Here is a 14,140-nt window from a genome sequence, read left to right on the forward strand (position 1 = left end):
CCGTGTCGTGATGCCGTCAACCGGCATGCGCGGCTTGCCGCAGCCGGTGGATCGAAGACGAGAGCTTACCAAGTCCGCGTGACAGGCCGGCGCGCGCGCGGGGGTATGGCACGTCAGCCTCGCCCGGCGTCGGTAGGCGCACTGGTCAGGCGGATCGGGAAGCGGGCAGTCAGCGCGCCTGCCAGGGCCGGGCGGCCGACGCGATAGCGATGGCATTCGCCCGCCGCCTCGAAGGCCAGGCTGTCGGGTTGCCAGCGCAGCGCTTCGATGCGCCACGTCTCCACGCCGCGCACGCTGACGGCACCGTTGTGCACGACGACGGTGTTGCATGGCAGGCGCACCGTTTCGCGGTCGCCGGGCAGGAAGTCGGCTTCCAGCAGGATGGATGTGGCAAGAAAGGCTGGCATGGTGCTCGTAACGATACTGTACGGATATACAGTATAATCCGAGCGCGGCGCGCGATGGAACCGGTCGACCGATCGGAAGCGCCTGCCAGAACGTCTGATTCTTTTGGTGTGATACTGTGGCTTTCCGCGCCTCGGGATGGCGCTGGATTGCATGTAATGCGTTGATTTGGAAGAACAAATTGTCCAGCGAAAATCTGATCAGCATCCGTGGCGCGCGCCAGCACAATCTGAAGGACGTTGACCTCGACCTGCACACAGGCGAGTTGACCGTGGTGACGGGCCCGTCGGGCTCGGGGAAGTCCAGCCTGGTCTTCGACACCCTCTACGCCGAGGGGCAGCGCCGCTACGTCGAGACCTTCAGCGCCTATGCGCGCCAGTTCCTGGACCGCATGGACCGCCCGCAGGTGGACAGAGTCGACGGCGTGCCGCCGGCCATTGCCATCGACCAGACCAATCCGGTGCGCAGCTCGCGTTCCACTGTCGGCACGATGACGGAACTGAACGACCACCTGAAGCTGCTGTACGCGCGCGCGGCCGAGCTGTTCGACCGCGAGACCGCGCTGCCGGTGCGCCACGACACGCCGGAGACCATCCACGCCGAACTGCTGGCGCGCACCGCGCCCGGCACGGCCCACGAGGGCGCGCGGCTGGTGGTGACCTTCCCCGTGGAGCTGCCCGAGAGCACCACCGAGGAGGAGGTGCAGCAGTGGCTGTCGGTCAGCGGCTACACGCGGGTGCAGGCGCAGCGGGTGGTCGATTCGGCGACCGGGCCGCGCAAGATCCTGGACGTGGTGGCCGACCGCTTCCGCCTGCCCGGCGCCGACAAGCCCCGCGTGATCGAGGCGCTGGAGGCCTCGCTCAAGCGCGGCGGCGGCCGGGTCGATGTTTACGTATTGGCCGAAGACGCCGAGCCATTGGTGTGGCGCTTCTCCACCGGCCTGCACAGCCCGGAGAGCGACCTGCGCTACGCCGAGCCGCAGCCGGCGCTGTTCTCCTTCAATTCCGCCTACGGCGCCTGCGAGACCTGCCGCGGCTTCGGCCGCGTCATCGGCGTGGACCTGGGGCTGGTCATCCCGGACGGCCGCAAGAGCCTGCGCGACGGCGCCATCAAGCCGATGCAGACGCCGGCCTGGAAGGAGTGCCAGGACGACCTGATGCGCTACGCCGCGCGCGCCGGCATTCCGCGCGATATCGCCTGGGACAAGCTGAGCGAGGCCGAGCGCCACTGGGTCATCCACGGCTCGCCGGAGTGGGACGGCCAGTGGAACAAGCAGTGGTATGGCGTGATGCGCTTCTTCAGCTATCTGGAGTCGAAGGCGTACAAGATGCACATCCGCGTGCTGCTGTCGAAGTACCGCAGCTACACGCCGTGCGAAACCTGCGGCGGCGCCCGCCTGAAGACCGAGGCGCTGCTGTGGCGCCTGGGCAGCCGCGCCAACGCCGATGCCGTGCTGGCGTCGCAGCAGCGCTTCCTGCCGCGCGGGGCGGACTGGAGCCGTGCCCAGCTGGAGGCGCTGCCGGGCCTGACCGTGCACGACCTGATGCTGCTGCCGATCGAGCGCATCCGCCGCTTCTTCGACGAGCTCACGCTGCCCAGCGCGATGCTGGACGACGCGCTCAAGCTGCTGCTGGCCGAGGTGCGCACGCGGTTGAAATACCTGTGCGACGTGGGCCTGGGCTACCTCACGCTGGATCGCCAGAGCCGCACGCTGTCGGGCGGCGAGGTGCAGCGCATCAACCTGACCACGGCGCTGGGCACCTCCCTGGTCAACACGCTGTTCGTGCTGGACGAGCCCAGCATCGGCCTGCACCCGCGCGACCTGAACCGCATCGTCGAGGCCATGCAGCGCCTGCGCGATGCGGGCAACACGCTGGTGGTGGTCGAGCACGATCCGTCCGTGATGCTGGCCGCAGACCGCCTGATCGACATGGGCCCGGGGCCGGGCGAGCGCGGCGGCAGCATCGTCTTCGACGGCACGCCCGGCGAGATCCGCGCGGAGCCCACGCTGACCGGCGACTACCTGGGCGGCCGCCGCCGCGTGGCCGACGCGACCCAGTGGCAGCGCCGTCCGGTCGCGCCCGACACGCCAAGCGTGGTGCTGGAAGGCGCGCGCCAGCACAACCTGCAGGACGTAACGGTGTCGATCCCGCTGCACCGGCTGGTCTGCGTGACCGGCGTGTCGGGCTCGGGCAAGTCCACCTTGCTGCAGGACGTGCTCTACCCGGCCATGGCGCGCCATTTCGGCAAGGCCACCGAGGCGCCGGGCGCCTATCGCGCGCTGTCGGGCGCGGACCAGGTCAGCGACGTGGTCTTCGTCGACCAGTCGCCGATCGGCAAGACGGCGCGCTCCAACCCGGCCAGCTACGTGGGCGCCTTCGACGAGATCCGCAAGCTCTTCGCCAAGGCGCCGCTGGCGCTGCAGCGCGGCTACACGGCCGGCACCTTCAGCTTCAACTCCGGCGACGGGCGCTGCCCCACCTGCGGCGGCTCGGGTTTCGAGCACGTGGAAATGCAGTTCCTCTCCGACGTCTACCTGCGCTGCCCCGACTGCGATGGCACGCGCTACCGCGCCGAAGTGCTGGAGGTGAAGATCGAGCGCACCGGCGCCGACGGCCTGCCGCGCCTGCTCAACGTCGCCGAGGTGCTGGACCTGACAGTCAGCGAGGCGGCCGCGCTGTTTGCGCGCGACGCCGGCGTGCTGCGCGTGCTGCAGCCGATTGAGGACGTGGGGCTGGAGTACGTCAAGCTCGGGCAGCCGGTGCCGACCCTGTCGGGCGGCGAGGCGCAGCGGCTCAAGCTGGCCGGCTTCCTGGCCGAGACCGCGCAGGCCACCAGCGGCCGCGTCAAGCCGCTGCCGGAGGAAGGCAAGCTCTTCATGTTCGATGAGCCCACCACCGGCCTGCACTTCGACGATATCGCCAAGCTGATGCGCGCCTTCGGCAAGCTGCTCGACGGCGGCCATTCGCTGATCGTGATCGAGCACAACCTCGACGTGATCCGCGCCGCCGACTGGCTGATCGACCTCGGCCCCGAGGGCGGCGACGCGGGCGGCCGCCTGCTGTGCGCCGGCACCCCGGACGAGGTCAAGCGCTGCGCCGGCTCGCATACGGGCCAGGCATTGGCGCAATATGAATACGCGATGGCGGCCATGGCCCGCGCGGCCGCGCCGCAGGTGCGCGATGGCGAGGGCATGCCGCTGCAGACCGCGCTGCAGGCCGCGCGCGCGCGCCGCGCAGCCACGGCCCAGCAGGCGGTGCGCATCGTTAACGCGCACGAGCACAACCTGAAGTCGCTCGACGTCGAGATCCCGCACGGCAAGTTCAACGTGGTCACCGGCGTGTCGGGTTCGGGCAAGTCGACGCTGGCCTTCGACATCCTGTTCCATGAGGGCCAGCGCCGCTACCTGGAATCGCTCAATGCCTATGCGCGTTCCATTGTGCAGCCGGCGGGCCGCCCCGAGGTCGATGCCGTCTATGGCATCCCGCCGACGGTGGCGATCGAGCAGCGCCTATCGCGCGGCGGGCGCAAGAGCACGGTGGCGACCACCTCCGAGGTCTGGCACTTCCTGCGCCTGCTCTACGTGAAGCTGGGCATCCAGCACTGCATCCACGACGGCACGCCCGTCACCTCGCAGAGCATGGAATCGATCGCCGCGCAGTTGCTGCGTGACTACCGCGGTCAGCATGTGGGGCTGCTCGCGCCGCTGGTGGTGAATCGCAAGGGCGTCTACACCGACCTGGCCAAATGGGCCAAGGCTCGCGGCAACACGCATCTGCGCGTGGACGGCGAGTTCCTGCCGGTCGACCCGTGGCCGCGGCTGGACCGTTTCCGCGAACACACCATCGAACTGCCGGTGGGGGACCTGGTGGTCTCGCCCGATGACGAGGCGCGGCTGCGCGAGCTGCTGGCCCAGGCGCTGGAGATCGGCAAGGGCGTGATGCACCTGCTGGCGCCGCTGGACGGGCTCGACCACGCCATGCGCAATGGCGGCGGCACCGGGAGAGTGGGCGAGACCAAGGTCTTCTCCACCAAGCGTGCGTGCCCGGTCTGCGGCACCAGCTACCCGGAGCTGGACCCGCGCATGTTCTCCTATAACAGCAAGCACGGCTGGTGCACCAGCTGCGTCGGCACCGGCCTGCTGCTGACGCGCGAGCAGCGCGCCGCCTACGACGATACGGTGATGGCCGAGGACGGGCGTGGGCGCGAGCAGACCCTGCCTTCGGAGGAGCAGGAGCCCGAAGGCGTGGGCGAGACGCCGTGCCCCGATTGCAGCGGCACGCGCCTGAACCCGGTCGCGCGCGCGGTCACCTTCGATGCCTGCGCCATCGTCGACGTGGCGCAATGGACGGTGTCGGACACGCGCGCCTGGATCGCCGGCCTGCGGCTGTCCGGCCGCGATGCCGAGATCGCGCGCGACGTGGTCAGCGAGATCCGCAGCCGCCTGGAATTCCTGGAGGAGGTGGGCCTCGGCTACCTGAGCCTGGACCGGGCCGCGCCCAGCCTGTCGGGCGGCGAGGCGCAGCGTATCCGGCTGGCGGCGCAGCTAGGCAGCAATCTGCAGGGCGTCTGCTATGTGCTGGACGAGCCCACCATTGGCCTGCATCCGCGCGACAACCAGATCCTGCTCGACGCGCTGCGCAAGCTGGGTGACAAGGGCAACACGCTGGTGGTGGTGGAGCATGACGAAGACACCATCCGCCGCGCCGACCACATCATCGACATTGGCCCGGGCGCCGGCAAACGCGGCGGCAGCCTGGTGGCGCAGGGCAGAGTGGCCGACCTGGAGGCCAGCCCGGACTCGACCACGGGTCGTTTCCTTGCCAATCCCATGGTGCACCCGCTGCAGGAGCGGCGGCCGGTGCGGCCAGGCCGCGCCGGCGGGGCGGAGGAGCAGGCCGAGCCGGCGCAATGGCTGACGGTGCACGGCGCCGCATTGCACAACCTGCGCAAGGTCACCGCCGCGATTCCGCTGGGCCGGCTGGTGGCGGTGACAGGCGTGTCCGGCTCCGGAAAGTCCACGCTCGCCCGCGACGTGCTGATGGCCAACCTGCTCGATGCGGTGGGCCGCTCGGTGCTGTCGTCGCCGGCCACGCGCCGCGCGCGCGCCGCCGCGCAGAAGGAAGCGGCCGATGCAGGCAAGGCGAGGGCGAAGGTCAAGGTCGAAGCCCGGCTGGATTGGCACGGCTGCGAGCAGATCACCGGCTGGGAACAGATCGACCGCGTGCTGGAAGTCGACCAGACCCCGATCGGCAAGACGCCGCGCTCCTGTCCCGCCACCTATATCGGCGTGTGGGACACCATCCGCAAGCTGTTCGCCGACACGCTGGAGGCGCGCGCGCGCGGCTACAGCGCTTCACGCTTCTCCTTCAACACCGGCGACGGCCGCTGCCCGGCCTGCGAGGGCCAGGGCGTGCGCACCATCGGCATGAGCTTCCTGCCGGATGTGAAGGTGCCCTGCGACGTCTGCCACGGACAGCGCTTCAATCCGGAGACGCTTGCCGTCACCTGGCGCGGCAAGAACATCGGCGACGTGCTGACCATGGAGGTCGACGAGGCGGTGGAGTTCTTCTCCGCCATGACCAGCATCGCCCATCCGCTGCAGTTGCTGAAGGACGTGGGGCTGGGCTACCTGACCCTGGGCCAGCCCTCGCCGACCCTGTCCGGCGGTGAGGCGCAGCGCATCAAGCTGGTCACCGAGCTGGCCAAGGTACGCGACGACATCACCCGGCGCGGCCAGAAGGCGCCGCACACGCTCTATGTGCTGGACGAGCCCACGGTCGGCCTGCATATGGCCGACGTGGCCAGGCTGATCCGCGTACTGCACCGGCTGGCGGACGGCGGGCACAGTGTGGTGGTGATCGAGCACGATCTCGACGTGATCGCCGAGGCCGACTGGATCCTGGACCTGGGGCCGGAGGGCGGCGCGGCCGGCGGCACCATCGTAGGCGCGGCCAGCCCCGAAGACCTGGCGCGGCTCAAGGCCAGCCATACCGGCGCGGCGCTGGTGCCGGTGCTGGCGCGCAAGGCGCCCGCCAGCGGGCGGCAGGCGACGGCAGGCTAGTCAGTGGTACCCGGCCGGTAGCGGCGATGGCATGGCGCGGTTCACCCCGCGCCGAACAGCGCGGCAACCGCCGGGAACACCGTCTCGCGCCATATCGGGCCGGTGAAGAGTTCATAGTGCCCGCTGCCTGCGACCAGCAGGTGGCGCTTCTCTTCCGGCGCCAGGCCGCGGCAAAGCGTAGCCGCCGCCTGTGTCTGCCCGGGTCCGGCGATATCGTCGAGCTCGCCCTCCACGGTGAGCAGGGTCATGTCCCGGATGTCCTGCGGACGCACCGGCTGTCCCTTCACGGACCACTCGCCGCGCGCCAGCCGGAACTCCTGGAACACGACCCGGATGGTGTCGAGATAGAACTCGGCCGCCATGTCGATCACGGCGTTGTACTCGTCGCAGGCGCGCTGATGCCGTGCGGCGGCGGCGGCATCGCCGTGCACCAGGTCCAGGTAGTAGTCCCAGTGCGAGCCCATCAGCCGCGCCGGATGCGCCGCCACCAGTCCGGCATGCTGCAGGAAACTCGGATAGACGCGGCGTCCGGCGCCCGGATAGTGCGCCGGCACGATATGAATCAGGTTGCGGGCGAACCATGACAGCGGCTGCCGCGCCGCTAGCCGGTCGACCGCGGTGGGGCTCAGGCGCGCGTCGATCGGACCGCCGATCAGCACCAGGCCGCGCGGCAGGGTTTCGCCGGCGCTGGCGAGCAGCGATACCGCCGCCAGCGCGGGCACCGTGGCCTGGCACACCGCCATCACGTGTGTAGCCGGCGCCTCGATCAGGCGGATGAAGTCCTGCAGGTGCTCGACGTAGTCGTCGAGATGGAAGCCGCCGGCAGACAATGGCACCCGGCGCGCATCGGTCCAGTCGGTGACGTAGACGTCGCAAGCGGGCAGCAGCGCCAACACCACTTCGCGCAGCAGCACTGCGTGATGCCCCGCCAGCGGTGCGCACAGCAGGACGGCGGGCCGCGGCCGCGCCACCGCCGCCGGCGCAGGCGCGAAACGCAAAAGACGGCAGAAGGGGCGCTCTGCCACCACCTGTTCCTGCACCGAAAACTCATGCTCGCCGTCGCGCACGGTGGGGATGGCGAAATCGGGTTTGCCATAGTCCCGCCCCAGGCGCGACAGCATGTCGTAGCCCGCCGCCATGCAGGGTGCTCCGGGCATGCGCGCCAGCGGGCTGCCTGGGTCGGCGAACGCACGGGTGAGTTCGGAGGCCCAGTCGGACATGGGCGAAAGCAGCGAACGCTGGTACTCGACGAGGTGGTAGAGCATGGGGCTTCCGGAAGGCGGGCGCGGGGGGAAGGCGGAGACTGGGTTCCCCTTCCCACTATAGGCCCCGTCGGCAGTGCGGCAAGACTGAGCGGCGGGGTGATGCCGCTGTGGAAGCTCGATCTGGCGTGGGGCGGATGGTGGTAACCGGGCCTATGTGCAGGCGCCGCCACGGGAATTCCCAGAGTGGGCGACGGGGAGTTTCTGCTATGCGTGCGAGCGCGCCGGGTCCAGCCGGATCGGGATGTGGCGCGAGGAAGTCACGGCGGCGCAGCGCAGCGCCGTCGCCCTGCCCACGGCGCTGGCACTGCCATCGAGCCGCGGGGCGCGAGCGCACCAGGCCGCCTGAAGCGGCGCCGCCGACTTGCGCCGGGGCACCGGGCGTCCCCGGCGGCCCGGGGACGATGGTGGCGCTCAGGCCGCCTGCTGGGCGAGGGTCACCAGCTGGGCGCCATCCTGCACCTGGTCGCCGACCGTGTAGAGCACTTCACCCACCACGCCGTCGGCTGGCGCGGTCAGCGTGTGTTCCATCTTCATGGCTTCCATCACGACCAGCGGATCGCCCTTGCGGATGGCGGTGCCTGCCTGCACCATCACCGCGATGATGCGGCCGGGCATCGGCGCGGCCAGCTTGCCGCCTTCGCCTTCGCTCTCGCCGGCGTGGGCGAGCGGATCGACGATTTCCAGCCGCACCTGGCGTCCGTTCCAGAACAGGTGGACGGCGTCCTCTTCCAGGTAGTAGCTGCCGTGCACGGTGCGATCGCCGAGCACCACGGTGCAGCTGCCGTCATGCGCCACGGCGCGGAACGGCGCGCTGCTGCCATCCAGGCTCAGCCACTCGCCGCCTGCGCTGCTGCGCAGGCTGGCCCGCAGCTCGCCCTCGGGCGAGCGGAACAGGTAGGCGGCGTGGCTGTCACCGTTGAGCCGCCAGGCGCCGGCGCGCGCCCAGGGCGAGTTCGCGTCGGCTTCGTCGACGCGGCGCTCGGCCGCTTCGCGCGCGCGCAGCGCCGCCACCGCCAGCGCGATGCCCTCCATGCCCACCGGCGCGGGCGGCGGGAACAGCGCGTCGCGGTTGCGCTCGATCAACCCCGTGTCCAGGTCCGCCTGTGCGAACGCCTGGCAGGCCACCAGCCGCTGCAGGAAGGCCACATTGGTTGACAGGCCCACCACCTGGTAGCTCGCCAGTGCCTGGCGCATGCGCGACAGCGCCTCTTCGCGGTCGCGTCCCCACACGATCAGCTTGGCGATCATCGGGTCATAGTAGGGGCTGATGGTGTCGCCCTCGCGCACGCCGGCGTCGATGCGCACGCCGGACGGGCCGTGGGCGTCACCGCCGCGCATGAACTGCACCGCGGCCGGCGTGCGCAGGTAGCGCAGCGTGCCGGTCGAGGGCAGGAACTGCTTGTCCGGGTTCTCGGCGTAGATGCGCGCCTCCAGCGCATGGCCGTCGATGCGCAGTTGCTCCTGCATCAGCGGCAACGGCTCGCCCGCGGCCACGCGCAGCTGCCACTCGACCAGGTCCTGGCCGGTGATCATCTCGGTCACCGGGTGCTCGACCTGCAGCCGGGTGTTCATCTCCATGAAATAGAAGGAGCCATCCTGGTTGGCGATGAACTCCACCGTGCCCGCGCCCACGTAGCCCACCGCGCGCGCTGCGGCCACCGCGGCCTCGCCCATGGCGGCCCGGCGTTCCTCGCTCATGCCCGGTGCCGGCGCCTCTTCCAGCACCTTCTGGTGGCGCCGCTGCACCGAGCAGTCGCGCTCGAACAGGTAGACGCAGTTGCCGTGGGTGTCGGCGAAGACCTGGATCTCGATATGGCGCGGGCGCGTCAGGTATTTCTCGACCAGCACACGCTCGTCGCCGAAGCTGGCCAGCGCCTCGCGCTTGACCGAGGCCAGTGCGGCCTCGAAGGCCTCGGGCGCCTCGACCACGCGCATGCCCTTGCCGCCGCCGCCCGCGCTGGCCTTGAGCAGCACCGGGTAGCCGATACGGTCGGCCTCGCGGCGCAGCAGCGCCGGGTCCTGGTCCTCGCCGTGGTAGCCGGGCACCAGCGGCACCGCGGCGGTCTCCATCAGCTGCTTGGCCGCGCTCTTGCTGCCCATGGCGCGGATGGCCGAGGCCGGCGGGCCGATAAAGACCAGGCCGGCGGCCGCGCAGGCCTCGGCGAAGCCCTCGTTCTCGGAGAGGAAGCCGTAGCCGGGGTGGATGGCCTGGGCGCCGGTCTCGCGCGCCACCTCGATGAGGTGCTCGGCGCGCAGGTAGCTGTCGCGTGCGGCGGCCCCGCCGATGTGCACGGCCTCGTCGCAGAAGGCCACGTGGCGCGCATCGGCGTCGGCGTCCGAGTACACCGCCACGGTGCGGATGCCAAGCCGGCGGCAGGTGGCTGCCACGCGGCAGGCGATTTCACCTCGGTTGGCGATCAGGATCTTGTTGAACATGTTCTATCTACCAGTGTGGTATCGGGCAGGACCGGTGTTTGTCTGATGTGCGCTCGGTTCACTTCCCCTTCCCCTTGGTCGGGAACGGGGCGGGCGATAGGCCGGCGCCGTGGTGTCGCAGATGCCTTCGTGCTGGCGCATGCCGGCCCTCTCCCCCGGTCCCTCTCCCGCAGGCGGGAGAGGGGAGGAAAGGCGGCGATGGGCGCAGGCTCAGGCAGGTCGCCAGCTTGGCGTGCGTTTCTCCAGGAAGGAGCGCACGCCTTCGCGGCCTTCGTCGGAGGCGCGGATGGCGGCGATGCGCTCGGCGGTGTCGCCCAGCAGGTCGTCGTCGATCGGGCGGCCGGCCACCTCGCGCACCAGGCGCTTGCTTTCGCGTACCGCGTTCGGGCTGTTGGCCACCAGCGCCGCGCTGATCTCGTTGACCTTGGCATCGAGCGCGTCGGCGCCGACCACGGCATGGACGAAGCCCAGGCGCAGCGCCTCGGCGGCGTCGAAGCGCTCGGCCGTGATGAAGTAGCGGCGCGCCGCCTGCTCGCCCATGGCGCGGATCACATAGGGGCTGATGGTGGCGGGCAGCAGGCCCAGGCGCGCCTCGGACAGGCAGAAGTGCGCATGGTCGGCCGCCACGGTGATGTCGCAGGCCGCCGCCAGGCCGACGCCGCCGGCGTAGGTGTCGCCATGGATGCGGGCGATCACCGGCTTGGGGCAGGACCAGATGGTGTAGAGCATCTCGGCCAGCGTGAGCGCGTCGGCATGGTTCTCCTCGTTGGAGTAGCCGGCCATCTTCTTCATCCAGTTCAGGTCGGCGCCGGCGCAGAAGGCCGGGCCGTTGCCGGCCAGGACGATGGCGCGCACCTCGGGCTCCGCGCCCAGCGCGCGGAAGGCGCCCGTGAGCTCGGCGATCACGGTCTCGTTGAAGGCGTTGCGCACGTCCGGCCGGTTCAGCGTGACCGTGGCGACGTGGTGGGCGGTAGTGACGGTGAGGGTGGTGAATTCCATGGGGCGATCCTGTAGATGGGTGCCACTCACATGCGGAACACGCCGAACTTCATGTCTTCGATCGGCGCATTGAGGCTGGCCGACAGCCCCAGCCCGAGGACCGTGCGTGTCTGGGCCGGGTCGATGACGCCGTCGTCCCACAGCCGCGCGCTCGCGTAATAGGGGTGGCCCTGATGCTCGTACTGGTCGCGGATCGGCTGCTTGAAGGCCTCTTCCTGCTCGGCGCTCCAGTTGCCGCCCTTGGACTCGATGCCGTCGCGGCGCACGGTGGCCAGCACGCTGGCGGCCTGCTCGCCGCCCATCACCGAGATGCGGGCGTTGGGCCACATCCACAGGAAGCGCGGCGAATACGCGCGCCCGCACATGCCGTAGTTGCCGGCGCCGAAGGAGCCGCCGATGATCACGGTGAACTTCGGCACCTGGGCGGTGGCGACTGCCGTCACCATCTTGGCGCCGTTGCGGGCGATGCCTTCGTTCTCGTACTTGCGGCCCACCATGAAGCCGGTGATGTTCTGCAGGAACACCAGCGGGATCTTGCGCTGGCAGCACAGCTCGATGAAGTGCGCGCCCTTGAGCGCCGATTCCGAGAACAGGATGCCGTTGTTGGCGATGATGCCGACCGGATAGCCCCAGATGCGGGCGAAGCCACAGACCAGGGTGGTGCCGTAGCGGGCCTTGAACTCGTCGAAGTCGGAATCGTCGACGATGCGCGCGATGACCTCGCGCACGTCATAGGGCTTGCGCGTGTCGGTGGGGATCACGCCGTACAGCTCTTCCACCGGATAGCGCGGCTCCTTCGGCTCGTGCAGGCGGATCTGGTCGGGCTTGCGGCGGTTCAGGTGCTGCACGATATTGCGCGCCAGCGACAGCGCGTGCAGGTCGTTCTGCGCGAAGTAGTCGGCCACCCCGGACAGGCGGGTGTGCACGTCGGCACCGCCCAGGTCTTCGGCGCTGACTTCCTCGCCGGTGGCGGCCTTCACCAGCGGCGGGCCGCCCAGGAAGATGGTGCCCTGGTTCTTGACGATGATGGACTCATCGCTCATCGCCGGCACGTAAGCGCCGCCCGCGGTGCAGGAGCCCATCACCACGGCGATCTGCGGAATGCCCTGCTTGGACAGGTTGGCCTGGTTGTAGAAGATGCGGCCGAAATGGTCACGGTCCGGGAACACGTCATCCTGGTTGGGCAGGTTGGCGCCGCCCGAGTCCACCAGGTAGATGCAGGGCAGGTGGTTCTCTTCGGCGATCTCCTGCGCGCGCACGTGCTTCTTGACAGTCAGCGGGTAGTAGGTCCCGCCCTTGACGGTGGCGTCGTTGCAGACGATCACGCATTCCTGGCCGGCCACGCGGCCGATGCCCGTGATGATGCCGGCGCCGGGCGCGGCATCGTCGTACATATCGTAGGCTGCCAGCTGCGACAGTTCGAGGAAGGGCGTGCCGGGGTCGAGCAGCTGCTGCACGCGGTCGCGCGGCAGCAGCTTGCCGCGCGCCAGGTGCTTGTCGCGCGCGGCCTCGCCGCCGCCTTCGGCGAGCTTGGCGATCTTGGCCTTGAGGTCGGCCACCAGGGCCTGCATGGCCTCGGCATTGGCCTTGAAGGCCTCGGCGCGGGCATTGAGCTTGGATTCGAGGATGGGCATGGGGTCTCGTGCGATTCTTGGGCGGCTCGGGGGGCGACTCGGGGCGGGCGTCGCCGGCTGCTTCCGGTTCGGGGTGGCGGCTATCAGCGTGGGCGGCGGCGCGACGCTTCGTGGCGCGCCGCGCCCATGGCTTACATGGTTTCGGAGAACAGCTCGCGCCCGATCAGCATGCGGCGGATTTCCGAGGTGCCCGCGCCGATCTCATACAGCTTGGCGTCGCGCCACAGGCGGCCGACCGGGTACTCGTTGATATAGCCGTTGCCGCCGAGGATCTGCACCGACTCGCCGGCCATCCAGGTGGCCTTTTCCGCCGTGTACAGGATCACCGCGGCGCAGTCCTTGCGTACCTGGCGCACGTGGTCGCTGCCCAGCGAGTCCAGGTTCTTGCCCACCGTGTACAGGTAGCTGCGGGCGGCCTGCAGGGTGGTGTACATATCGGCCACCTTGCCCTGGATCAGCTGGAACTCGCCGATGCTCTGGCCGAACTGCTTGCGGTCGTGGATATAAGGGGTGATCACGTCCATGCAGGCCTGCATGATGCCGACCGGGCCGCCGGAGAGCACTGCGCGCTCGTAGTCCAGTCCGCTCATCAGCACCTTGGCGCCGCTGTTCTCGGCGCCGAGGATGTTCTCCACCGGCACTTCCACGTCCTGGAATACCAGCTCGCCGGTGTGCGAGCCGCGCATGCCCAGCTTGTCCAGCTTCTGCGCCACCGAGAAGCCCTTCATGCCCTTCTCGACGATAAAGGCGGTCATGCCGCGCGCGCCCAGCTCGGGCTCAGTCTTGGCGTAGACCACCAGCACGTCGCAGTCGGGGCCGTTGGTGATCCACATCTTGGTGCCGTTGAGCACGTAGCGGTCGCCCTTGAGCTCGGCGCGCAGCTTCATGCTGACCACGTCGGAGCCGGCATTGGGCTCGCTCATGGCGAGCGCGCCGATCCATTCGCCCGACACCAGCTTGGGCAGGTACTTGGCCTTCTGGGCCGGCGTGCCGTTGCGGTGGATCTGGTTCACGCACAGGTTGGAGTGCGCGCCGTAGGACAGGCCGACCGAGGCCGAGGCGCGGCTGATTTCCTCCATGGCGATCATATGGGCCAGGTAGCCCATATTGGCGCCGCCGTATTCCTCGGCCACCGTGATGCCCAGCACGCCGAGGTCGCCCATCTTCTTCCAGGCGTCCATCGGGAACTGGTCGGTGCGGTCGATCTCGGCCGCGCGCGGGGCCAGCTCGGCCTGGGCCCAGGCGCGCACGCTGGAGCGCAGCATCTCGATGTCTTCGCCGAGGTCGAATTTCAGTCCGGGTAGTTCGGTCATGGTCGTGTGCTTTCGTAAGTGGTT

At 69.6% G+C, this 14,140-nt stretch carries 7 protein-coding genes; 1 reads left to right on the forward strand and 6 read right to left on the reverse strand.

What is annotated here, in order from left to right:
- Positions 1 to 113: 113 nt before the first annotated feature.
- Positions 114 to 407, reverse strand: a complete 294-nt coding sequence (locus tag AC1Z3O_RS25970; RefSeq protein WP_483518864.1) for a hypothetical protein — start codon at positions 405 to 407, stop codon at positions 114 to 116.
- Positions 408 to 586: 179 nt separating this feature from the next.
- Here AC1Z3O_RS25970 and uvrA point away from each other — a divergent pair, with 179 nt between their 5' ends.
- The gene (gene uvrA / locus AC1Z3O_RS25975; protein ID WP_483518866.1) at positions 587 to 6,469 is read left to right on the forward strand and encodes an excinuclease ABC subunit UvrA; all 5,883 of its coding nucleotides are present in this window, start codon (positions 587 to 589) and stop codon (positions 6,467 to 6,469) included.
- Positions 6,470 to 6,510: 41 nt separating this feature from the next.
- Here the strand turns inward: uvrA and phaZ are convergent, their stop codons facing one another.
- From phaZ to AC1Z3O_RS26000, 5 genes are all read right to left on the reverse strand, one after another.
- Positions 6,511 to 7,734 (reverse strand): polyhydroxyalkanoate depolymerase, encoded by a 1,224-nt coding sequence (gene phaZ / locus AC1Z3O_RS25980; protein ID WP_483518867.1) that lies wholly within the window; start codon positions 7,732 to 7,734, stop codon positions 6,511 to 6,513.
- 411 nt (positions 7,735 to 8,145) lie between these two features.
- Complete coding sequence (locus AC1Z3O_RS25985) at positions 8,146 to 10,170, reverse strand: acetyl/propionyl/methylcrotonyl-CoA carboxylase subunit alpha (protein ID WP_483518869.1); 2,025 nt, start codon at positions 10,168 to 10,170, stop codon at positions 8,146 to 8,148.
- A 210-nt stretch (positions 10,171 to 10,380) separates the two neighbouring features.
- Positions 10,381 to 11,169, reverse strand: coding sequence for an enoyl-CoA hydratase/isomerase family protein (locus tag AC1Z3O_RS25990; RefSeq protein WP_483518871.1), 789 nt, complete (start codon positions 11,167 to 11,169; stop codon positions 10,381 to 10,383).
- A gap of 26 nt (positions 11,170 to 11,195) precedes the next feature.
- Positions 11,196 to 12,803, reverse strand: coding sequence for a carboxyl transferase domain-containing protein (locus tag AC1Z3O_RS25995; protein WP_483518873.1), 1,608 nt, complete (start codon positions 12,801 to 12,803; stop codon positions 11,196 to 11,198).
- Between the two features lie 131 nt (positions 12,804 to 12,934).
- Entirely contained in the window at positions 12,935 to 14,116 is a 1,182-nt protein-coding gene (locus AC1Z3O_RS26000) for an isovaleryl-CoA dehydrogenase (protein ID WP_483518875.1), read from the reverse strand.
- Positions 14,117 to 14,140 lie beyond the last annotated feature (24 nt).

The organism is Cupriavidus sp. 09_S30 (assembly GCF_056930435.1).